Here is a 21,296-nt window from a genome sequence, read left to right as displayed (position 1 = left end):
CAAGATGCGGGGGGATTAATGAAACGGGCCACGATGTGGCCCGAATTTAAGCAGATTTACAGCACGATGCCGCCGATGATGAACCCCAAAATAACGCACAGGGTAATGGCGATCACCCCGGGGATCAGGAAGGCGTGGTTGAAGACGTACTTGCCGATGCGGGTAGATCCGGTGTCATCCATTTCGACCGCCGCCAGCAGCGTCGGGTAGGTCGGCAGGACGAACAGCGCGGAGACCGCGGCAAAAGAGGCAATAGCGGTCAGCGGGCTCACGCCAAGCAGCAGCGCCGCAGGCATCAGAGCTTTGGTGGTGGCGGCCTGGGAGTAGAGCAGGGTTGCGGCGAAGAACAGCACCACCGCCAGCAGCCACGGGTAGTTGTTCAGCAGATCGCCCGCCACGGCCTGGATATCAGAGATATGCGCCTTCACGAAGGTATCGCCCAGCCAGGCGACGCCCAGCACGCAGACGCAGGCGCTCATCCCGGATTTAAAGGTGCTGGCGTTCAGCACTTCGCTGGTATCAATCTTACAGGTGATGCTAATCAGCGTGGCAATGGTCAGCATGAAGACCACGATCGCTTCGTTGCGCGGCAGCACCGGGTTCTGAATCAGCCCGACGGTATCGCTGATGGCGGTGGCGTAGAACATGACCGCGACGATACCGATCAGGAACAGCAGCACCGAACGTTTGGCGTGCGGCTTCAGCTGGAACACCTGGCTTCCGCGCAGTTTGACTTCCCCTTTTGCCAGGCGCTCCTGGTAAACCGGGTCATCTTTCAGCTCGCAGCCGAGGAAGTTACACACCACGGCGGTGATCATTACGGCAATCAGCGTCACCGGAATACAGATCGCCAGCAGCGTCAGGTAGCTGACGCCCAGCGGCTCCAGAATGCCGGCGAAAAACACCACCGCGGCGGAAATTGGCGAGGCGGTAATCGCAATCTGCGAGGCCACTACGGCAATCGACAGCGGGCGGGAGGGGCGAATGCCCTGTTCTTTCGCGACTTCGGTAATCACCGGCAGGGTTGAGAAGGCGGTATGACCGGTTCCCGCGAGGACCGTCATAAACCAGGTGACCAGCGGGGCGAGAAAGGTGATGTACTTCGGATGACGGCGCAGCAGGCGCTCTGCAAGGCTAACCAGGTAGTCCATGCCGCCGGCAACCTGCATGGCGGCAATCGCGGCGATGACCGCCATGATGATCTCAATGACGTCGAAGGGGATCGCGCCGGGTTTAATTTGAAATATTAAGGTCAGGACGAGGACGCCCAAACCACCGGCAAATCCGATACCGATGCCACCCAGCCTGGCTCCCAGGTAGATAGCCAGCAGGACAATGACGAGCTCTGCACCAAACATATGTTCCTTCCTTGTTTTTTAACAAGTTGATATTGAATTGTTGTGATTTCGTAAACCCAGAAAAGCAAAAAGGCATGTCATTACTGACATGCCTTCGTTGAGTTTAACCTGAAAGCTTACTGTTCGCTTTCATCGGTAAAACGCTTTGCTTTATAGGCCGGGTGCATCAGGTTTTGCGGAGAGAAAATATCGTCCAGCTCCGTTTCGGTGAGCAAGCCTCGTTCCAGCACGACTTCCCGCACGCTCTTACCGGTTTCGGCGCAAATCTTGCCGACGATATCGCCATTGTGGTGGCCGATAAACGGGTTGAGGTAGGTGACGATGCCGATGGAGTTGTAAACATAGCTTTCGCACACCGCTTTGTTGGCGGTAATGCCGTTTACGCATTTTTCCAGCAGGTTATAGCAGGCGTTGGTCAGGATATGAATGGACTCGAACATTGCCTGGCCGATCACCGGTTCCATCACGTTCAGCTGCAGCTGGCCGGCTTCGGAGGCCATCGTGACCGTGGTGTCGTTGCCGATCACCTTGAAGCACACCTGGTTGACGACTTCCGGCACCACCGGGTTAACCTTGGCCGGCATGATGGACGAACCCGCCTGCAGCTCCGGCAGGTTGATTTCGTTCAGGCCAGCGCGCGGGCCGGAAGAGAGCAGGCGCAGGTCGTTACAGATTTTAGACAGCTTCACCGCCAGGCGCTTCAGCGAGCTATGCACCATAACGTAGGCACCGCAGTCGGAGGTGGCTTCAATCAGGTCTTCCGCCGGAATAACCGGCAGGTTGCTGACTTCCGCAAGTTTTTGTACCGCCAGCTGCTGATAGCCGTCCGGGGTATTCAGGCGCGTACCGATGGCGGTGGCGCCGAGGTTCACTTCCAGCAGCAGCTCCGCGGTACGCAGAATGCATTTTGTTTCTTCGTTCAGCAGCACGTTGAAGGCGTGGAATTCCTGACCGAGGGTCATCGGTACCGCATCCTGCAGCTGGGTACGACCCATTTTCATAACGTCCTGGAACTCAACGGCTTTACTCTGGAAGCCCTCGCCCAGCTGGTGAATGGCATCGGTTAATTTCAGCAGGGAGGCATAAACCGCGATGCGGAAACCGGTCGGGTAGGCATCGTTAGTGGACTGGCATTTGTTAACGTGGTCGTTCGGGTTCAGGTACTGGTATTCGCCTTTCTGGTGGCCCATCAGCTCAAGGCCGATATTCGCCAGCACTTCGTTGGTGTTCATGTTGACGGATGTACCCGCGCCGCCCTGGAACACATCAACCGGGAACTGATCCATGCACTTGCCGTTATTCAGCACTTCATCACATGCGGCAATAATGGTATTCGCGACGCCTTTAGGAATGGTTTGCAGCTCTTTGTTGGCCATGGCAGCGGCCTTTTTCACCATCACCATACCGCGTACAAACTCGGGAATATCGCTGATTTTGCTATTGCTAATGTAGAAGTTTTCAATCGCTCTCAGAGTATGAACGCCGTAGTAGGCGTCAGCTGGAACTTCCCTGGTACCCAACAGATCTTCTTCGATACGAATGTTGTTTAACATGTGAACCTTCTTTTTCAAGCTGCCAATGAATTCACCAAATACGCAGAATTTATAGGGTTTAGCGCATTTTCTCGCCGAAGATTATTTCCTTAATCGGCCTGGTGCCCACGATCATATGCTGATGATAGCGAATATCAGTAATCTTGATCACTTATTATGTAGCGGGGGCTATAAGAATTATTAATCTGTGAAATGAGTCACCGCTTTGCAGTTCTTGAAAAAAATAAGCGTTTCTGCTGATTGAAATGTGCCGCGTTAGCCCAATATTGATGGGATGCGAATAGCACATCTATAACTGCGGGTGCCGAGAGCGGCGCACGCTAATGAAGGAGACGCCGGTGCGTTGGATTCCGTTTTTTGCCTTTTTTTTATACGTTTATATTGAAATCTCGATCTTTATCCAGGTTTCCCATGTCCTGGGCGTGCTGCTGACGCTGATTCTGGTGATCTTTAGTTCGGTGGTCGGGATGTCGCTGGTGCGGAACCAGGGCTTCAAAAACTTTATGCTGATGCAGCAAAAAATGGCTGTCGGCGAAAGCCCGGCGGCGGAAATGATCAAAAGCGTGTCGCTGATTATTGCCGGTCTGCTGCTGCTGCTGCCGGGTTTCTTTACCGATTTCCTCGGCCTGCTGCTCCTGCTGCCGCCGGTGCAAAAACACCTGACCCTGAAGCTGATGCCGCATCTGCGCTTTAGCCGGATGCCGGGCGGCGGATTTAGCGCCGGAACCGGAGGCGGTGAGACCTTTGACGGGGAATATCAGCGTAAAGATGATGAGCGCGACCGTCTGGACCACAAAGACGACCGCTAATCCAGCAAACCCGGCAGCCGCCGGGCGCGTGGAGTGACAAGCCGGATACGCGCAGCGCGATCCGGCTTTTTTATTGGCGAACGCCTGGGGTTTCGCTCACCGACGGCGCCGGGGTAAAAGCAGCCACAGCGCCACCAGCACAATCAGCGCGTACAGGCTTTTCCAGCCGACCATCGCCAGCAGCAGCAGGCACAGAACGCTACCGATCGCCGCCAGCACCCGATAGCGCCCCCGCAGCAGCCGGCAGCCCGCCAGCATACACAGCAGATAGATCATAATAAAAATGCCGTTGGCGTAGACGATCAGCGCGTCGAGATTGATATCGAGCCAGTAAATGCACAGCGTGCTGATAACGCAGCAGGCCAGCACCGCATTGAGCGCATTGCGCGGGATTTGCCGGGCCGACAGGCGGGCGAGTCGGCTCTCCGGCTTGTACTGCGCCTGCGACCAGACCAGGCGGGCGAAGCTCTGGATATAGATATTGAGGCTGGCGAAGCAGGCGAGGTAGCCAATAACGCAGGCGACCCACAGCGCCTGGACGCCGAACAGGCGCACCACGATATCCGGCAACGACGCGGCGGCGGCCATTCCCTCGCCGAAGGCGTGAAAATGAAGCACCAGCACGGTACAGGCCCAGTAGACCGTACCGGCCAGCAGCAGGCCAATCATCAGCGCCCGCGGAAAATCGCGCTCCGGGGATTTAAATTCGGAAGCCAGGTGGGCAAAGGCTTCCAGGCCGACAAAGCACCAGAACATGACCGACAGCGCGGCAAAAAGCTGCGGCTGGTCGATATCTTGCGGCGCCGGGAAGGGGATTTGCGCCGGATGGATACCGCCGCGCCACCAGATCGCGACAATCAGGGCAACAATCAGTATCGCCACCAGCGTTTGCAGGTTGGCGCTGGAGCTGGCTCCGCGCGAACCCACCCACCAGATGATGGCCAGCGTCCCCAGTTCCGCGAACAGCAGCTGGCCGTCGTGCCAGCCAAACAGGGCCTGGCTGAAGCCGGTGGCGATATGCAACGCGGCGGGTAATCCCACCGGGATGACCGACAAAAATAGCCAGCCGGTGACGCGCTCCATGCGGGGACCGAACGCCATATTGACGAAATGCGCCACGCCGCCGGCGCTGGGATAGTGACGGCCGAGTACGGCAAAGACGATGGCTATCGGGAAGACCAGTAAAATCAGCGCCGGCCACGCCCACAGGCTGTTATCACCCGCAACCAGCGCGGCCAGAGCGGGAACGGCGAAGACGCCGGTGCCCAGTAATGATGTGGAGAGTAGGCCCACACGCTGAGCCAGCCCTAACTCCTGTTTCAAACCACTCATGATTCAACCCTGTCCCCGGCAAAACCCGAATGGTATCACAATCGTTTTTGCTTATGATGCCTGAGCGACGCGTTGTTAGTGTGCGCCCGGGCACGCGAAAAAACTTTTTTTTGACTCGCCCCTTGAAGCGGTAAAACTCCATCCCCATCTCTCAGGTCACTAGCCGGAAAACCGTATACGGGCCGGTGTCATCCATAACTGATAATGACTTTCTCAAAGGAGAGCTATCAATGAGTATTCGTCCGTTACATGATCGTGTGATCGTCAAACGTAAAGAAGTTGAAACCAAATCTGCTGGCGGCATCGTTCTGACCGGTTCTGCGGCAGCCAAATCAACTCGTGGCGAAATCATCGCTGTCGGTAAGGGCCGCATCCTGGAAAACGGAACCGTGCAGCCGCTGGACGTGAAAGTTGGCGATATCGTCATTTTCAACGACGGCTACGGCGTGAAATCTGAAAAGATCGACAATGAAGAAGTGTTGATCATGTCCGAAAGCGACATCCTGGCAATTGTTGAAGCCTAATCTGCGAACGACACTGAACATACGAATTTAAGGGAAAGATTAAAATGGCAGCTAAAGACGTAAAATTCGGTAACGACGCTCGTGTGAAAATGCTGCGCGGCGTAAACGTACTGGCAGATGCAGTTAAAGTGACACTGGGCCCGAAAGGCCGTAACGTTGTCCTGGACAAATCCTTCGGTGCGCCGACCATCACTAAAGACGGCGTTTCCGTAGCGCGTGAAATCGAGCTGGAAGACAAGTTCGAGAACATGGGCGCACAGATGGTGAAAGAAGTTGCCTCTAAAGCGAACGACGCTGCAGGCGACGGTACCACCACCGCAACCGTACTGGCTCAGGCGATCATCGCTGAAGGCCTGAAAGCCGTTGCTGCGGGCATGAACCCGATGGATCTGAAACGTGGTATCGACAAAGCCGTCGTTGCCGCTGTTGAAGAACTGAAAGCGCTGTCCGTACCGTGCTCCGACTCTAAAGCTATTGCTCAGGTTGGTACCATCTCCGCTAACTCCGACGAAACCGTAGGTAAACTGATCGCTGAAGCGATGGATAAAGTCGGTAAAGAAGGCGTTATCACCGTTGAAGACGGTACCGGTCTGGAAGACGAACTGGACGTGGTTGAAGGTATGCAGTTCGACCGCGGCTACCTGTCCCCGTACTTCATCAACAAGCCGGAAACCGGTGCCGTTGAGCTGGAAAGCCCGTTCATCCTGCTGGCTGACAAAAAAGTTTCCAATATCCGCGAAATGCTGCCGGTTCTGGAAGCCGTAGCGAAAGCCGGCAAACCGCTGGTTATCATCGCTGAAGACGTTGAAGGCGAAGCCCTGGCTACGCTGGTGGTTAACACCATGCGCGGCATCGTTAAAGTGGCTGCGGTTAAAGCACCTGGCTTCGGCGACCGTCGTAAAGCTATGCTGCAGGACATCGCGACTCTGACCGGCGGTACCGTTATCTCTGAAGAGATCGGTATGGAGCTGGAAAAAGCGACTCTGGAAGACCTGGGTCAGGCAAAACGCGTTGTGATCAACAAAGACACCACCACCATCATCGATGGCGTGGGTGAAGAAGGCGCTATCCAGGGCCGCGTGACTCAGATCCGTAAGCAGATCGAAGAAGCCACTTCTGATTATGACCGTGAAAAACTGCAGGAACGCGTTGCTAAACTGGCAGGCGGCGTTGCGGTTATCAAAGTCGGTGCAGCTACCGAAGTTGAAATGAAAGAGAAGAAAGCGCGCGTTGACGATGCCCTGCACGCGACCCGTGCTGCGGTAGAAGAAGGCGTGGTTGCCGGTGGTGGCGTCGCGCTGGTGCGCGTTGCGGCTAAACTGGCTGGCCTGACTGCTCAGAACGAAGATCAGAACGTCGGTATCAAAGTTGCGCTGCGCGCAATGGAAGCTCCGCTGCGTCAGATCGTGTCCAACGCCGGTGAAGAGCCGTCTGTGGTCACTAACAACGTGAAAGCGGGCGAAGGTAACTACGGTTACAACGCTGCGACTGAAGAATACGGCAACATGATCGACTTCGGTATCCTCGACCCAACTAAAGTGACCCGTTCTGCTCTGCAGTACGCGGCCTCCGTTGCTGGTCTGATGATCACTACCGAGTGCATGGTTACCGATCTGCCGAAAAGCGATGCGGCTGATTTAGGCGCTGCTGGCGGCATGGGCGGTATGGGTGGTATGGGCGGCATGATGTAATCATGTGCTCTACCCCTTAGAAACAAAGAAACCCCCGGGCAGAAATGCTCGGGGGTTTTTCTTTTTTCCGTCTTTTTAGTATAAGGTGTACATCCGGGCCAGCGCGTCCAGCTCATTGATCATGGGGAATAACATGCAGGTAAGATATTTAGCAGGGATTGTCGGCGCAGCGTTACTGTTAGCGGGTTGCAGTTCCAGCAACGAACTGAGCTCAGGCGGGCAGAGCGTACGCTTTGTTGAAGATAAGCCGGGGGCGGATTGCCAGCTGTTGGGGACCGCGAGCGGGAAGCAGAGCAACTGGCTCTCCGGGCAGAACGGCGGCGAGGGTGGCTCCATGCGCGGCGCGGCTAATGCGCTGCGTAACCAGGCCGCGGCAATGGGCGGCAACGTGATTTACGGCGTCAGCAGCCCGACGCAGAATCTGCTGTCGAGCTTTGTGCCGACCGATAGCGAAATGAACGGTCAGGTCTATAAGTGCCCGAACTGATCGCTTTCCCCTCTCTCCATTGGGGAGAGGGGAAAGAACGCTAGCTCTGTCGTAGCTGCAAATCCAGCGGCGTCTTGCTCGGCTCTCCGCCGATTTCTCGTGCCAGCTTCGGTACCATATAACCGGATACCAGCGTCAGCAGCTCGCGCATGATGGCCCGGGCTTCTTCATCTTCGACCATAAAGTGGGCCGCGCCCTGGACCTTATCCAGCACGTGCAGGTAATACGGCATCACCCCCGCATCAAATAGCGCATTGCTCAGGTTAGCCAGCGTCTGCGCGCTATCGTTGACTCCCCGCAGCAGTACGCTTTGATTGAGCAGCGTAACGCCAGCCTGGCGTAAACGCGCCATCGCCGCGCGAAACTCAGCGTCGATTTCATTGGCGTGGTTGATATGGTTCACCAGCAGTATCTGCAGCGAAGAGCGGGCGAAACGCGCGGCCAGCGTCCCGGTGATGCGCGCCGGGATCACGATGGGCAGCCGGCTGTGAATGCGCAGACGTTTAACGTGCGGGATCGCCTCCAGCTGGGTGAGCAGCCAGTCGAGCTCATGATCTTTCGCCATCAGCGGGTCGCCGCCGGAAAAAATAATCTCATCGAGCTGCGGATGGGCCGAAATATAGTCCATCGCGGCCTGCCAGTTGCGCTTATTGCCCTGGTTATCGGCATACGGGAAGTGTCTGCGGAAACAATAACGACAATTTACCGCACAGCCGCCTTTAACCAGCAGCAGCGCGCGGTTGGCGTATTTGTGCAGCAGGCCGGGCACGACGCTGTGCTGCTCCTCCAGCGGATCGGTGGAGAAACCGGGGGAGGCGATGAACTCTTCCTGCGAAGTAAGTACTTGACGTAAAAGAGGATCGTTGGGGTTTCCTCGCTCCATACGGGCGATGAAAGCCCGGGGAACTCGCAGCGCAAAGAGGCGCTTCGCATCGCGCCCTGCCAATAAGTTTGCATCAGCGTCTACATTTAAAAGATGCAGCAGTTCATCAGGACTGGTCACAACATCGGCAAGTTGCGTTAACCAATCTTCTCTGGATGGGGTATTTAGGGTTACAATATGCGCCATTTTGTGGCTTAGCTACCAATTAACAATTTCAGAGGGCCTTATGGCGACTTACTATAGCAACGATTTTCGTGCCGGTCTTAAAATCATGATGGACGGCGAACCTTATGCCGTTGAAGCGAGTGAATTCGTAAAACCGGGAAAAGGCCAGGCTTTCGCCCGCGTTAAGCTGCGTCGCCTGCTGACCGGCACCCGCGTAGAAAAAACCTTCAAGTCTACCGACTCCGCTGAAGGCGCAGACGTTGTGGATATGAACCTGACTTACCTGTACAACGACGGTGAGTTCTATCACTTCATGAACAACTCCACTTTCGAGCAGCTGGCTGCCGATGCGAAAGCCGTTGGTGAAAGCGCTAAATGGCTGCTGGATCAGGCTGAGTGCATCGTGACCCTGTGGAACGGTCAGCCTATCTCCGTGACCCCGCCGAACTTCGTTGAGCTGGAAATCGTTGAAACCGATCCGGGTCTGAAAGGCGATACCGCAGGTACCGGCGGTAAACCGGCTACCCTGACCACTGGAGCAGTGGTTAAAGTTCCGCTGTTTGTGCAGATTGGCGAAGTGATTAAAGTGGATACCCGCTCTGGCGAATACGTATCCCGCGTGAAGTAATTCACGTCTCAGGTGGTTGGCGCAGCGCGACGCTGCGCCCTCTATGGCGCGCAAGCTATCGATAGCAGGCAAGGACGATGAACAACACCTTAAAGCTTATGGCATTGCTGCTTCTCAGCGGCGCTCTGCTGGCCGGCTGTCATACGGTCCACGGCGTTGGCGAAGATATCCGCAGCCTGGGGCACGCCATCTCTCACGCCGCCAGCTAAACACCGATTTTCTCTCCTCTTCTTCTGAATTCGCGCCTCCCGGCGTACCGCATCGCTTTTTGTCTTAAAAAACGCTGAGATCCCTTCATCCCGGGTCAGTTTGTCTATGCTTATAGGGCACGATAACTAAAACTGGTAAATAAGGATGACATTATGGTGAAAAAAGCGATTGCAGCGTTCTTTACGGTTTTGGCGCTCTCCTCTGTGCTGACCGCATGTAATACAACGCGTGGTGTCGGTCAGGATATTTCAGAAGGCGGCAGCGCCATTTCCGGCGCGGCGACGAAAGCCCAGCAATAGACCTGACGGTACGGTCGCCGGCCGTACCGTTCTTTTCATCTCCTGCGCCGTTGTTTATAATATCCGCGCTTTTTCACTCACCTTGCGGGACGACCCGTAAGCGTACCGCATCCGGGGACGGCCCCATCTAGGGAGCCTTATGTCCTGGTTAATTTTGTTTATCGCCGGCCTGCTGGAAGTGGTCTGGGCGGTTGGTCTGAAGTACACCCACGGTTTTAGCCGCCTGATACCCAGCGCCATCACCATAGTGGCAATGGTGGTCAGCATGGCGCTGCTGTCATGGGCGATGAAAACGCTGCCGGTAGGCACCGCTTACGCGGTGTGGACGGGCATTGGCGCCGTCGGCGCGGCGATTGCCGGTATCGTGTTACTGGGCGAGTCCGCCAGCCCGATGCGTATTGCCAGCCTGGCGTGCATCGTCATCGGTATTATCGGCCTCAAGCTCAGCGCCCATTAATAGCGCTGGTTTACCCAGATCAGCTTGCTCACGTCGAAGCCCTGCCGGGAGGCGATATCCAGCATCTGCTGTTTCACCTCCGGCTCGATTTTCGGCGTGCGCGCCAGCAGCCAGAGATAATCCCGATCCGGTCCGCACACCAGCGCGTAGCGATAATCTTTGTCGAGCGCAATGACGTTGTAGCCGCCGTAGAAGGGGCCAAAAAAGGAGACTTTTAGCGCCGCCCGATTGGTCTCGCCGGTGAAGTAGGCCACGCCATCCGTTTTTTGCCATACGCCGCGATCGGGGTTATAGCCTTTATTGACGACGTTCAGCCCGCCGTCGTCGCGCAGGCTGTAGGTTGCTGTGACCTTCTCCAGGCCGCGCTCAAAGCTATGGTCGAAGCGGGCGATTTCATACCAGGTGCCGAGATAGCGCTGGGTATCAAACGGGCTGGCCACCGTCACGCCCTGCGGAGGCGTCGGGGTGCTACAGGCAACAACCAGAAACGAGGCGGCAACAGCGGCAATCATTGGCAGCAGACGCATACTATTTTCCTTGCTGGTTTTTAGCTAAGTGTAGATTCTGGCGAGGGAAAGACGGGAAAATATTCAGCAAAAGAGAGCCCGGTAACATTACGCCACCGGGCATCAGGACGTTTAGATAAACAATACTCCGACCAGCGTTACCACGCTCAGAATGGCGGCCAGTCCGTAGAACACCCACTTCCCGTTAGGGACGTGAATTTTCAGGTCATGCATGGCGTGATGAATGCGGTGGAGCCCGCACCACAGCGGCAGGACGATCATCAGGAAGATAAATGCCCGGCCAATAAAGCTCTGGGCAAAGCCAAGCACGCGTTCGTAGCTGAAGGCGTCAGCGGGCGCCAGGCCTAGCGGCAGCAGAATACCGACCAGCAGTATCATCACCGGAGTAATAATGGCGCTCCACATGCCGCCGGCGCCAAACAGCCCCCAGAATACCGGTTCATCGGAACGTTTTGGGTTGGGATTGATCATTCCAGCCTCCTTACCAGAACAGGGCGATAAGCAGGATCGCCGCTGTTGCTACCGCAGTCACCACCCAAAGCCCTTTAATAACCGGCTCTGGCCCCATTTTCTCGCCTTTGACAATGATATTGGCGGCTTTCGGCGCCAGTTCGAACCAGGTTTTGCTATGCAGCAGCGCTGCGCCCAGGGCGATCAGGTTGAGGATCACCACCAGCGGATTTTGCAGGAAGCCAACGTATCCCGCCCAGCTTTCCGCCCCGTGCTTCAGGGAAAACAGTCCGTAAATCAGGATGATGCTGAACCAGACGGCCGGTACCGCCGTTCCTTCACGCAGCATGTAGAAGCGATAAAACGGCAGCTTTTTCCACCAGGTGGACGTCATCGGCCGCACGTAGGGCTTGCGTTTAGTCGTCATAATGCACTCCTTAGCGTGGTTTCAGGGTGGCGATAAGAAAGTCTTTCGAGCTTTCTACCTTGCCCTGCTGAATGGCGGCCGCCGGGTCGACGTGCTTCGGGCAGACTTCCGAGCAGTAGCCCACGAAGGTACAGGTCCAGACGCCGTTCTGACCGTTAAGCTGCGCCATACGTTCCTTTTTCCCGTGGTCGCGGCTGTCCTCGTTGTAACGATGGGCGAGGGTGATGGCCGCCGGGCCGATAAACTCCGGGTTAAGGCCAAACTGTGGGCAGGCGGCGTAGCACAGGCCGCAGTTGATGCAGCCGGAGAACTGATGGTACTTCGCCATCTGCGCCGGAGTCTGTTTGTTTGGCCCCTGATCCGGGGTACGCGGGTTGCCGATAATATAGGGCTTAATCGCCTCCAGGCTCTCGATAAAGTGGGTCATATCGACCACCAGATCGCGCTCGATCGGGAAGTTAGCCAGCGCTTCGACCTTAATGCCCTTGGTGTATTCACGCAGGAAGGTTTTACATGCCAGCTTCGGCACCTTGTTGACCATCATCCCGCAGGAGCCGCAAATCGCCATCCGGCAGGACCAGCGGTAGCTGAGATCCGCCGCGAGGTTGTCTTTGATATAGCCTAGCGCGTCGAGCAGTGAGGTTTGCTCGTCATAAGGAACCTCATAGAACGCGCTGTGCGGCGCGGTGTCCACTTCCGGGTTGTAGCGCACCACCTCGATTTTCAGGTTCTTCATCTCAGCCATTGCTCGTCTCCTTCTTCTCGGCTGCTTCCGCTTCTGCGCCATATACGCGTTTTGCCGGCGGCAGAGTGGTGATCTTCACATCGCCATACTCGAGGCGCGTGGTGCCATCGGCATCGCGGAATGCGAGCGTATGCTTGAGGAAATTGACGTCGTCGCGCTCGGTGCAGCCTTCATCCAGACGCTGATGCGCGCCGCGGGACTCTTTACGCGCAAGGGCAGAGTGGGCCATACATTCCGCCACGTTCAGCCCGTGACCCAGCTCGATGGTATACAGCAGGTCGGTATTGAACACGCTGGAGCTGTCGGTAATGCGTACGCGCCTGAAGCGCTCCTGCAGCTCCGCCAGCTTATCGACGGTTTTCTGCATCAGCTCCGGCGTACGGTAGATCCCGCAGCCTTCTTCCATTGACAGGCCCATCTCGTCGCGAATCTTCGCCCAGTTCTCGTCGCCTTCCTGATTGATAAGATCTTTCAGCCGTTTTTCTACGTCGGCGGTCTGCGCATCCAGCGCGCTCACGTTGGCTTCTTTGGCCTCAGCCGCTCGCCTGATGGCCTGCTCGCCGGCGAGGCGGCCAAAGACCACCAGCTCTGCCAGCGAGTTGGAGCCAAGGCGGTTGGCGCCGTGAAGGCCGACCGACGAGCATTCGCCCACGGCGAACAGCCCCTTGATGCGGCTTTCACAGTTCTGGTCGGTTTCGATACCGCCCATGGTGTAGTGCGCGGTTGGGCGTACAGGAATCGGCTCTTTAACCGGGTCGACGCCGACGTAGGCCTTCGCCAGTTCGCAGATAAAGGGCAGGCGCTCCAGCAGCTTTTTCTCACCTAAATGGCGCAGGTCGAGATAAACCACGTCGCCGCGCGGCGTTGGAATGGTGTTGCCTTTACGCCATTCGTGCCAGAAGGCCTGGGAGACCTTGTCGCGCGGGCCGAGCTCCATATATTTGTTTTTCGGCTCGCCGAGCGGCGTTTCCGGACCCATGCCGTAATCCTGCAGGTAGCGATAGCCGTCCTTGTTGACCAGAATGCCGCCTTCGCCGCGGCAGCCTTCCGTCATCAGAATACCGGAGCCAGGAAGGCCGGTCGGGTGATACTGCACGAACTCCATATCGCGCAGAGGAACGCCGTGGCTAAGCGCGATGCCCATCCCGTCGCCGGTGACGATGCCGCCGTTGGTGTTGTAGCGATAGACGCGTCCTGCGCCGCCGGTGGCCATCACCACCGCGTTAGCGCGGATTTGCACCAGCGAGCCTTCCATCATATTCATCGCCACCAGGCCACGGGCCTGGCCATCGTCGACCAGAATATCGAGGACGAAATGCTCGTCGAAACGCTGGATCTGCGGGAACTGAAGGGAGGTCTGGAACAGGGTATGCAGCATATGGAAGCCGGTTTTATCGGCGGCGAACCACGTGCGTTCGATTTTCATCCCGCCGAAGCGGCGGACGTTGACGCTACCGTCAGGACGGCGGCTCCACGGGCATCCCCACTGTTCGAGCTGGGTCATTTCCGTCGGGCAATGATGGACGAAGTAGTCGACGACATCCTGCTCACAAAGCCAGTCGCCGCCGGCTACGGTGTCGTGAAAATGGTACTCAAAGCTGTCATGATCCTGGGTCACGGCGGCGGAGCCGCCTTCAGCCGCAACGGTGTGGCTGCGCATGGGGTAGACTTTTGAAATCAGTGCGATTTTGGCATTTGGATTAGCCTGCGCTGCGGCGATTGCAGCGCGAAGACCTGCTCCGCCAGCGCCAATTACGGCAAGATCGGCTTGAAAAGTTTGCACGACATTCCTCCAGTTTTTGTTTATTTCGCCGCCGGGCTGGCGAAAATGTGTCACTGCTCCTTTATAGGTAAAGAAGTATAGCCTTAGGGTCGGTAGGGAAAATTGACGTGTTCGATTTTTTTATCGATATGTGCGGTGATTTATCAGCGCGATTGATGCTTCCTGGTGATTTATAAATTTTCTGAATTCTTTAAGGCGCCGTCGGCACAAAATTTGTCTCACCCGCCGGTTACGAGTAGACTTCGTGCCCTTGTCTGAAATCGGAGAAAGTACCATGAGCGAGACGGCAACCTGGCAGCCGAGCGCGTCTATCCCAAACCTGTTAAAACGCGCGGCTGTGATGGCGGAAATTCGTCGTTTCTTTACCGACCGCGGCGTGCTGGAGGTGGAGACGCCCTGCATGAGTCAGGCAACGGTAACGGATATTCACCTGTTTCCGTTCCAGACCCGTTTCGTTGGCCCCGGCTATTCGCAGGGGATGGATCTGTATCTGATGACCAGCCCGGAATACCATATGAAGCGCCTGCTGGCAGCGGGCTGCGGTCCGGTCTTCCAGCTGTGCCGCAGCTTCCGCAATGAAGAGATGGGGCGTCACCACAACCCGGAATTCACCATGCTGGAGTGGTATCGTCCGTGCTATGACATGTATCGTCTGATTAACGAGGTCGATGATTTACTGCAGCAGGTGCTGGAGTGTCAGCCGGCGGAAAGCCTCTCCTATCAGCAGGCGTTTCTGCGCCACCTCGAGCTCGACCCGCTATCAGCCGACAAGACCCAGCTGCGCGAAGCGGCAGCGAAGCTCGATCTGAGCAATATCGCCGATACGGAAGAAGATAGGGATACGCTGCTGCAGCTGCTGTTTACCATGGGCGTCGAGCCGCATATCGGCAAGGACCGTCCGACCTTTATCTATCACTTCCCGGCAAGCCAGGCGTCGCTGGCGCAGATCAGCACCGAAGATCACCGCGTTGCGGAGCGCTTTGAGGTCTATTACAAGGGAATTGAGCTGGCGAACGGCTTCCACGAGCTGACCGACGCCCGCGAACAGCAGCAGCGTTTCGAGCAGGATAACCGCAAGCGTGCGGCCCGCGGCCTGCCGCAGCAGCCGATTGACGGCAATCTGCTGGAAGCCCTGAAGGCGGGCCTCCCGGACTGCTCCGGCGTGGCGCTGGGGGTCGATCGCGTGGTGATGCTGGCGCTGGGGGCTGAAAGCATCGGCGAAGTGATCGCCTTTACCGTCGATCGCGCCTGACCTGGCCGAATATCTCTCTCTGGCCGCGCAAGGCCAGGGGGCAGCCCCTACCCGGCGCACGAGCCGCCGGGTAGGGGCTAACTTACAGGCTGCCCGCCGTGCGGCTGGATTTCCCCGCTGAGGTCATGGCTCTGCTGCTCTTCCTGCCGTCAATGCTTTCCAGACGCATCTGGAACGGCGGGAACGGCATGTCGATACCGTGCTCGCGATAGCCTGCCAGAATCAGCTTATGGATCTCGTGGCGCAGCGGCATACGGTGGCCCATCTCGGCGGCGTAGATACGCAGCTCGAAAATCTGAATCCCCTGCTGCAGATCGACGAGGAAGGCCTCGGGCGCCGGCGTATCGATAACCAGCGAGCAGCGGTGGGCGGCGTTAATCAGAATCTGCGTGACCTCTTCGGTATTCGCATCCGCCGGGGCCGGCACCGTCAGCACCACGCGGGTGACGGAGTCAGACAGCGACCAGTTGATAAACTGCTCGGTGATGAACGCCTTATTCGGCACGATAATCTCTTTCCGGTCCCAGTCGCTGATGGTGGTGGCGCGGGTATTGATGCGGGTGATGCTGCCGGTCAGATCGCGGATGGTCACCGTATCGCCAATACGTATCGGCTTTTCAAACAGAATAATCAGACCTGAGATAAAGTTGGCGAAGATCTCCTGTAAGCCAAAACCGAGGCCGACGCCGAGCGCCGCTACCAGCCACTGCAGCTTCGCCCACTCAATACCGATCATCGAGAAGCCCATCAGGCCGCCAATCAGCATCAGCAGGTATTTGGTAATGGTGGTGATCGCGTAGCCGGTGCCCGGCGTGAGGTCCAGGTGCTGCAGAATCGCCAGCTCCAGCAGCGCAGGGAGGTTGCGTACCAGCTGGGTGGTGATAATCAGCACCAGAATCGCGATCAGCACCGCCCCAAGCGTAATCGGCTCGAGGCTTTCAACGCCCTGCACCGTAGAGGTCGCATCCCACAGCGAGATATTCTCGAGGAAGCCAAACGCTGAATGGATTTCTGACCACAGCACGATCACCGAGACCAGGGCTACCAGCATCAGCAGCGAGCGCACCAGCCGCAGCGACCGGGTACTGATCGCATCGAGATCGATTTCACTGACGTCGATCTCCGCGGACCCTTCAGGGCTGCTGGAGTGCGCGATCTCATCTTCGCCCCGCGCGCGTTGGGCAAGAATTTCCGCCCGCCGATGCTTGGCGCGATCGAAGGCCAGCCGGCGGCGCTGAATCAGCATCCAGCGGCGGATGATGTGATAGACCACGAGCAGTAAGAACCAGATCGCCACCGACGTTTCCAGCCTGGCCAGCAGCGCCTGGGCGGTCGCCAGGTAGCCGATGGCCGCCGCCAGCATGGCAATGAGCGGCGCGCCCAGCAGCAGGTTCCATAGCATGCGGTTAACCATATTATCGCCGCTCCCTGATTTATCGAGATACAGCGGAATACCGGCATGCTTGAGGCTCAGCGTGACCAGCGCCAGCGCCCCGCAAATCAACAGGAAGCACAGGCGGCCGAGGGAGGCCGAGAACTCACGGTCGTTGAGGTTATCGAACATAATCAGCGCAATGATCAGCGGGACGATCAGCCCGATGCTCATCAGGTAGTAGCGCATGGCCTTGGTGACCCGGCTACGCGGCCAGCCGAAGTGGGCGATAAACAGGCCGTTCGGACGCGCAAAGGTGGCGCAAATCATCACTACCCACAGCAGCGGTACCGTGGCGGTGACGCTTTCGCCGATGGCCACCGCCAGCGGGAAGGGCCAGGCGGATTGCAGACCATAGCCCAGGGTCATCCACAGCACCGGGAGCGGCGAGGCTACCAGAATCGACCAGAACACGGTGCGCAGGGTGAGCCAGAAATGGTCCTGGGTCACTTTGCCAACGCGGGCGCTGGAACGCTCAAGGAAGCGGGTGAAGTGGCGACGCGAGCTGATGCTGAAACCAACCAGAATCAGCGCGCCAAACAGCGGCAGCAGCGTCTCCTTGCTGGTTAACATCATCGCGCTGGCTTTGCCTAGCTGGCTGACGGTATCGAGAGAGACCAGGCGACGCAGATCGTGAGCAATTTCCAGCGGCCATGAAAAACCGATTGGGCTGACGTCCGAGGTCCAGAACAGATAGCGGTGGGTCGCTTCGTTCATCTCTTTCAGGGCGTCTTCAAGCTGGCCGTTAGCCACTTTGAGCTTGGTCAGCTCCAGAATCAGCGTATCGCCGCCCTGCAGCAGCGAGTTGAGCAGCTCGCTTTGCGTGCGCAGCTGCGCTTCAAGAATACGATTCTGCTCGCTGGTCAGCGCCTGACCGTCGGCCTGGCGCAGCTGACGGAGCTGCGTCTGGCTGCCGAGGAGGTCCTCAAAGCGCAGCCGCTGCACCCGCAGCTGGGCCATTTCGGTATCCAACTGCTGGGGTTTTGGCGTCTCCGGCAGACGGGCGACCTGGGCGCGTAGCGCTTCGCCCAGCAGGCTGGAGGCGCCCAGCCACTGCGACTGCTCGCGCAGCGTATTGAGCGCCTGGCGAACCTGGAGCGTCTGGCTGGAGGCCTGACGCTGCTGTGAAGCAACCAGGTCCATGCGCTGAGCCTGCTGGTTTAACGCCTGCGACAGCTCGCGGTTAACTTTAAACTGGGCCACCAGCTCCGGCGGCAGGTTTTCACTGTTCTCCGCCAGCAGCTCGGTGCTTTCCAGCGCCTTTTCGGCTTCGCGCTGGCGCTGGCTGTTGAGCTGATTACGCAAGCCCTGCAGGTAGCCGTCGAGCAGCTTGCTTTGCTTTTGCGCCAGATCGGCGCGCATGCGCGACAGCTCCTGGCGATTGTTGGCGGAGAGCTGCGCCAGGTCCAGCTCGTTGACCAGCGCTTTCAGGCGCGCGGATTCCGCCTGCAGGCTCAGATTTTGTGCCTGTGCCAGCGGCGTATTGCTGGTCTGCGCGCCGACGCGGCGCTCAACGTCGTTCAGCTGACGGCGGGCGTCGGTTTGCTGCTGCGGAAGCTGGTTGAGCGAATCGGCGATATCGCGGGCGCGCTCCTGCTCCTGCTGGGCCTGACGGCTGGCTTCGAGCAGCTGGCTGCTGACCTGCAGGATTTCCTGATTCAGGGCATCGGTGGAGAGCGTCGTTGATACCTGGCGCGGTTCATCGGCCAGGTTGTTGATCTGCGAACGCAGGGTCTGGAACAGCTTGGGGAAGTTATCGATAACCTGCTGATACTGACGCGTACGCTCGAGGGAAGCGCTACGCTCCTCCAGCGCGTTCAGAGCGGACTGTAGCGCTTCTACGGTACCAGGCTGGGCGGGTTTTGCCGCCTTCGCCTGTTCCAGTTCCTGAGCTATCTGTTTCGCGTCCGGGGCTGTCGCTGCGTACGCCCCCAGACTGAGGCTCCAGGCCAGCAGGAAAATATATATCAGGCGCACGGCATAACCCTTTTTGTCAGCTATTAACCTTCGTCTTGCGTATCGTCGCTCAGAATGCTGGCGTCGCCTTCGGTCGTGGACATGGTCTCAACGGCGGTTGCCAGCGGTTGACCAAGCTTAGTGACCGAGAGGTTCTGCAGCTGTTCGAGCAGTTTTACCTTGCCCGGGGCAAACAGGTTGATCACCGTCGAACCGAGTTTGAAGCGACCCATCTCCTGGCCTTTCAGCAGGGCAATGGAACCTTCGCTGTCGCCCGCAGGCCAGGTCCAGCGCTTAATGACGCCTTCACGCGGCGGGGTAACGGTACCGGACCACACGGTTTCAATGCTGCCAACGATGGTCGCACCGACCAGAATTTGCGCCATCGGACCAAATTCAGTATCGAACAGGCAGATGACGCGCTCGTTGCGGGCGAACAGATTCGGTACGTTCTGCGCGGTCAGGTGGTTAACGGAGAACAGATCGCCCGGGACGTAGATCATTTCGCGCAGAATACCGTTACACGGCATGTGGACGCGGTGGTAGTCACGCGGCGACAGATAGGTGGTTGCGAAGTTACCGTTGCGGAACAGCTCGGCCATCTGGTAATTACCGGCCAGCAGCGCTTCCAGCGTGTAGTTGTGGCCTTTGGCCTGCAGGATTTTATCGTCTTCGATAGCTCCCAGCTGGCTAATTGCGCCATCGGCAGGCATGACCAGCACGTTCGGATCGGTGTTCAGCGGACGTGCTTCATCACGCAGCGGTCGAACAAAGAAATCGTTAAAGGTGCGGTAGCTGGCGGTATCGGGCTTCTGCGCCTCTTTCATATCGACCTTGTAGCACTTCACGAACAGGTCGATGACCAGTTTCGTCAGCCAGCCCGCTCGTTTGCTCGCACCCCAGCCTGCGAGGCGGGTAAGCCACAGTTTAGGCAGAATGTATTGCAGCGAAAGTTTAAGATCGTTTAACAAGGTAGCCTCCAGGCCATTATTTGTCGTTCCTGACCCCGCAAAGCGTCGGGGACCTGAAAAAGGGGTCGATTCTATACGTAAACGCATCCGGGTTGCATCAAGGCTGCAGGTCTGCGAATCCCCGGCAGCATAGAGAGCTATGTGGGCGGGGGGAATACGCGCAGCCAACGCAGAGCAGCCTGAAGGATGAAACGTATAGCGACGCTCAGCTTAAATGTCAGTCATCGGATGATGAAAAGCTTTTACGCGTTTTTACCTGCACTTCGTTCATGCTTTCCAGAATGCGGTGGTAGTTTTCAAAACGGCGCTCATTGATGCTGCCATTTTCAACCGCTTCGCGAATCGCGCAGCCCGGATCGGTATCATGCTTGCAGTCGCGATATTTGCAACGGCCTAAATAATCGTGAAATTCGACAAAACCGTTGGTGATTTGTTCCGCATCAAGATGCCAGAGGCCAAATTCGCGCACGCCAGGGGAGTCAATCACGTCGCCGCCCTGCGGGAAGTGATAGAGGCGCGCGGCGGTGGTGGTGTGCTGGCCAAGGCCCGAGTTGTCAGAGACGTCGTTGGTCAGGATCCGATCGTCGTTCAGGCCCAGCAGCGCGTTCAGCAGGCTGGATTTACCCACCCCGGACTGCCCGGCAAAGATGCTGATGCGGCCGGTGAGGGCCTCTTCAAGCGGCTTCAGACCGTCCTGGGTCCGGCTTGATACCATCAGCACGGGATAGCCAATTTTGCGGTAGATATCCATCTGCTCATTGACGAACGCTAAGGCGTCCTCGTCCAGCAGGTCGATCTTGTTGAGCACAATCAGCGGCTCGACGTCCAGGGCTTCGCTCGCCACCAGATAGCGGTCAATAATGTTTAACGACAGTTCGGGTAAAATCGCGGAAACGATGACGATCTGATCGATGTTGGCGGCGATGGGCTTAACGCCATCATAGAAATCCGGACGCGTCAGGACCGAGGTCCGCTCGTGCACGGCCTCAACGATACCTTTTACTCTAACGCCGTCAGCGGCGTCTTTGCCTGGGCGCCAGACTACGCGATCGCCGGTTACCAGCGAACGGATCGTCCGGCGAATGTTGCAGCGGTGGACGCCACCGTCAACGGATTCGACATCGGCATGCATGCCGAAGCGGCTGATGACGATGCCTTCGGAGGTCTCGCCAAACAGATTGTCATCGTAGTCGGCCTTCTCCGAAGTCGTTTTCAGGCGGCGCTGGTGGTTGGCCTTGACGCGGCGCTGTTGGCCTTTGGAGAGTTTATTTTTACTCAATCGAACTGGCTCCTGGTCGCCCTGTAGGGGCAAAACCTCTATGATACACGCTATTTTAGATGAATATAGTCACGCAAG

At 57.5% G+C, this 21,296-nt stretch carries 21 protein-coding genes; 9 read left to right on the top strand and 12 right to left on the bottom strand.

Annotation, left to right across the window (positions count from 1 at the left end):
• Window positions 1-56: 56 nt before the first annotated feature.
• Together GO007_RS24370 and aspA are read right to left on the bottom strand one after the other, a co-directional pair.
• Window positions 57-1,358: an anaerobic C4-dicarboxylate transporter gene (locus GO007_RS24370; protein WP_095104455.1), complete on the bottom strand. Its 1,302-nt coding sequence runs from the start codon at window positions 1,356-1,358 to the stop codon at window positions 57-59.
• Between the two features lie 116 nt (window positions 1,359-1,474).
• Window positions 1,475-2,911 (bottom strand): aspartate ammonia-lyase, encoded by a 1,437-nt coding sequence (gene aspA / locus GO007_RS24365; protein WP_095104453.1) that lies wholly within the window; start codon window positions 2,909-2,911, stop codon window positions 1,475-1,477.
• 338 nt (window positions 2,912-3,249) lie between these two features.
• On the opposite strand from aspA, the gene GO007_RS24360 reads away from it, so the two are divergent.
• Window positions 3,250-3,720, top strand: a complete 471-nt coding sequence (locus tag GO007_RS24360; protein WP_095104554.1) for an FxsA family protein — start codon at window positions 3,250-3,252, stop codon at window positions 3,718-3,720.
• A 96-nt stretch (window positions 3,721-3,816) separates the two neighbouring features.
• On the opposite strand, the gene yjeH is transcribed toward GO007_RS24360, so the two are convergent.
• The gene (gene yjeH / locus GO007_RS24355; RefSeq protein WP_095104452.1) at window positions 3,817-5,052 is read right to left on the bottom strand and encodes an L-methionine/branched-chain amino acid transporter; all 1,236 of its coding nucleotides are present in this window, start codon (window positions 5,050-5,052) and stop codon (window positions 3,817-3,819) included.
• A 230-nt stretch (window positions 5,053-5,282) separates the two neighbouring features.
• On the opposite strand from yjeH, the gene GO007_RS24350 reads away from it, so the two are divergent.
• The 3 genes from GO007_RS24350 (at window position 5,283) to GO007_RS24340 (ending at window position 7,754) form a co-directional block, all read left to right on the top strand.
• Window positions 5,283-5,576: a co-chaperone GroES gene (locus tag GO007_RS24350; RefSeq protein WP_003855929.1), complete on the top strand. Its 294-nt coding sequence runs from the start codon at window positions 5,283-5,285 to the stop codon at window positions 5,574-5,576.
• A 44-nt stretch (window positions 5,577-5,620) separates the two neighbouring features.
• Entirely contained in the window at window positions 5,621-7,267 is a 1,647-nt protein-coding gene (gene groL, locus GO007_RS24345; RefSeq protein ID WP_095104450.1) for a chaperonin GroEL, read from the top strand.
• 133 nt (window positions 7,268-7,400) lie between these two features.
• Entirely contained in the window at window positions 7,401-7,754 is a 354-nt protein-coding gene (locus tag GO007_RS24340) for a DUF4156 domain-containing protein (RefSeq protein ID WP_041143690.1), read from the top strand.
• Between the two features lie 40 nt (window positions 7,755-7,794).
• On the opposite strand, the gene epmB is transcribed toward GO007_RS24340, so the two are convergent.
• On the bottom strand, window positions 7,795-8,823 hold the full coding sequence (gene epmB, locus GO007_RS24335; RefSeq protein WP_095104448.1) for an EF-P beta-lysylation protein EpmB: 1,029 nt from the start codon (window positions 8,821-8,823) through the stop codon (window positions 7,795-7,797).
• Window positions 8,824-8,863: 40 nt separating this feature from the next.
• On the opposite strand from epmB, the gene efp reads away from it, so the two are divergent.
• From efp to sugE, 4 genes are all read left to right on the top strand, one after another.
• Entirely contained in the window at window positions 8,864-9,430 is a 567-nt protein-coding gene (gene efp / locus GO007_RS24330; RefSeq protein WP_095104446.1) for an elongation factor P, read from the top strand.
• Window positions 9,431-9,507: 77 nt separating this feature from the next.
• On the top strand, window positions 9,508-9,639 hold the full coding sequence (locus tag GO007_RS24325) for an entericidin A/B family lipoprotein (protein ID WP_095104444.1): 132 nt from the start codon (window positions 9,508-9,510) through the stop codon (window positions 9,637-9,639).
• Between the two features lie 153 nt (window positions 9,640-9,792).
• Complete coding sequence (gene ecnB / locus GO007_RS24320) at window positions 9,793-9,939, top strand: lipoprotein toxin entericidin B (protein ID WP_004097935.1); 147 nt, start codon at window positions 9,793-9,795, stop codon at window positions 9,937-9,939.
• A gap of 139 nt (window positions 9,940-10,078) precedes the next feature.
• Window positions 10,079-10,396 (top strand): quaternary ammonium compound efflux SMR transporter SugE, encoded by a 318-nt coding sequence (gene sugE / locus GO007_RS24315; RefSeq protein WP_095104442.1) that lies wholly within the window; start codon window positions 10,079-10,081, stop codon window positions 10,394-10,396.
• On the opposite strand, the gene GO007_RS24310 is transcribed toward sugE, so the two are convergent.
• From GO007_RS24310 to frdA, 5 genes are all read right to left on the bottom strand, one after another.
• A complete protein-coding gene (locus GO007_RS24310) occupies window positions 10,393-10,923 on the bottom strand; it encodes a lipocalin family protein (RefSeq protein WP_095104440.1) in 531 nt (176 codons plus the stop codon). The two genes, sugE and GO007_RS24310, sit on opposite strands and share 4 nt — an antisense overlap.
• Before the next feature lie 111 nt (window positions 10,924-11,034).
• Window positions 11,035-11,394 carry a fumarate reductase subunit FrdD gene (gene frdD / locus GO007_RS24305; protein ID WP_095104438.1) on the bottom strand — a complete coding sequence of 120 codons (360 nt, stop codon included), beginning with the start codon at window positions 11,392-11,394 and terminating at the stop codon, window positions 11,035-11,037.
• A 10-nt stretch (window positions 11,395-11,404) separates the two neighbouring features.
• Window positions 11,405-11,800, bottom strand: coding sequence for a fumarate reductase subunit FrdC (frdC, locus tag GO007_RS24300; RefSeq protein ID WP_095104436.1), 396 nt, complete (start codon window positions 11,798-11,800; stop codon window positions 11,405-11,407).
• 10 nt (window positions 11,801-11,810) lie between these two features.
• A complete protein-coding gene (gene frdB / locus GO007_RS24295; protein WP_095104434.1) occupies window positions 11,811-12,545 on the bottom strand; it encodes a fumarate reductase iron-sulfur protein in 735 nt (244 codons plus the stop codon).
• Window positions 12,538-14,328 carry a fumarate reductase (quinol) flavoprotein subunit gene (gene frdA / locus GO007_RS24290; protein ID WP_095104432.1) on the bottom strand — a complete coding sequence of 597 codons (1,791 nt, stop codon included), beginning with the start codon at window positions 14,326-14,328 and terminating at the stop codon, window positions 12,538-12,540. The genes frdB and frdA overlap by 8 nt, the downstream gene beginning before the upstream one ends.
• A gap of 274 nt (window positions 14,329-14,602) precedes the next feature.
• Here frdA and epmA point away from each other — a divergent pair, with 274 nt between their 5' ends.
• Entirely contained in the window at window positions 14,603-15,580 is a 978-nt protein-coding gene (gene epmA, locus GO007_RS24285) for an elongation factor P--(R)-beta-lysine ligase (protein WP_095104430.1), read from the top strand.
• Between the two features lie 82 nt (window positions 15,581-15,662).
• On the opposite strand, the gene mscM is transcribed toward epmA, so the two are convergent.
• From mscM to rsgA, 3 genes are all read right to left on the bottom strand, one after another.
• The gene (gene mscM / locus GO007_RS24280) at window positions 15,663-18,989 is read right to left on the bottom strand and encodes a miniconductance mechanosensitive channel MscM (RefSeq protein ID WP_095104428.1); all 3,327 of its coding nucleotides are present in this window, start codon (window positions 18,987-18,989) and stop codon (window positions 15,663-15,665) included.
• Between the two features lie 23 nt (window positions 18,990-19,012).
• A complete protein-coding gene (asd, locus tag GO007_RS24275) occupies window positions 19,013-19,939 on the bottom strand; it encodes an archaetidylserine decarboxylase (protein WP_095104426.1) in 927 nt (308 codons plus the stop codon).
• A 217-nt stretch (window positions 19,940-20,156) separates the two neighbouring features.
• Window positions 20,157-21,218, bottom strand: coding sequence for a small ribosomal subunit biogenesis GTPase RsgA (gene rsgA / locus GO007_RS24270; RefSeq protein ID WP_095104424.1), 1,062 nt, complete (start codon window positions 21,216-21,218; stop codon window positions 20,157-20,159).
• Between the last annotated feature and the right edge of the window lie 78 nt (window positions 21,219-21,296).

Origin of the sequence: Klebsiella sp. 10-1 (assembly GCF_009758445.1) — a bacterium.
Classification (GTDB): Bacteria; Pseudomonadota; Gammaproteobacteria; order Enterobacterales; family Enterobacteriaceae; genus Klebsiella; species Klebsiella scottii.
This window is presented reverse-complemented; position numbering and strand designations above follow the sequence as displayed.

Excerpts from the sequence above, each read along its gene's own strand:
- epmB (WP_095104448.1), bottom strand. The coding sequence starts at position 8,823 with ATGGCGCATATTGTAACCCTAAATACCCCATCCAGAGAAGATTGGTTA.
- aspA (WP_095104453.1), bottom strand. The coding sequence starts at position 2,911 with ATGTTAAACAACATTCGTATCGAAGAAGATCTGTTGGGTACCAGGGAA.
- GO007_RS24370 (WP_095104455.1), bottom strand. The coding sequence starts at position 1,358 with ATGTTTGGTGCAGAGCTCGTCATTGTCCTGCTGGCTATCTACCTGGGA.
- GO007_RS24325 (WP_095104444.1), top strand. The coding sequence starts at position 9,508 with ATGAACAACACCTTAAAGCTTATGGCATTGCTGCTTCTCAGCGGCGCT.
- yjeH (WP_095104452.1), bottom strand. The coding sequence starts at position 5,052 with ATGAGTGGTTTGAAACAGGAGTTAGGGCTGGCTCAGCGTGTGGGCCTA.
- groL (WP_095104450.1), top strand. The coding sequence starts at position 5,621 with ATGGCAGCTAAAGACGTAAAATTCGGTAACGACGCTCGTGTGAAAATG.
- efp (WP_095104446.1), top strand. The coding sequence starts at position 8,864 with ATGGCGACTTACTATAGCAACGATTTTCGTGCCGGTCTTAAAATCATG.
- frdC (WP_095104436.1), bottom strand. The coding sequence starts at position 11,800 with ATGACGACTAAACGCAAGCCCTACGTGCGGCCGATGACGTCCACCTGG.
- GO007_RS24350 (WP_003855929.1), top strand. The coding sequence starts at position 5,283 with ATGAGTATTCGTCCGTTACATGATCGTGTGATCGTCAAACGTAAAGAA.
- frdB (WP_095104434.1), bottom strand. The coding sequence starts at position 12,545 with ATGGCTGAGATGAAGAACCTGAAAATCGAGGTGGTGCGCTACAACCCG.
- GO007_RS24310 (WP_095104440.1), bottom strand. The coding sequence starts at position 10,923 with ATGCGTCTGCTGCCAATGATTGCCGCTGTTGCCGCCTCGTTTCTGGTT.
- ecnB (WP_004097935.1), top strand. The coding sequence starts at position 9,793 with ATGGTGAAAAAAGCGATTGCAGCGTTCTTTACGGTTTTGGCGCTCTCC.
- epmA (WP_095104430.1), top strand. The coding sequence starts at position 14,603 with ATGAGCGAGACGGCAACCTGGCAGCCGAGCGCGTCTATCCCAAACCTG.
- GO007_RS24340 (WP_041143690.1), top strand. The coding sequence starts at position 7,401 with ATGCAGGTAAGATATTTAGCAGGGATTGTCGGCGCAGCGTTACTGTTA.
- frdD (WP_095104438.1), bottom strand. The coding sequence starts at position 11,394 with ATGATCAATCCCAACCCAAAACGTTCCGATGAACCGGTATTCTGGGGG.
- sugE (WP_095104442.1), top strand. The coding sequence starts at position 10,079 with ATGTCCTGGTTAATTTTGTTTATCGCCGGCCTGCTGGAAGTGGTCTGG.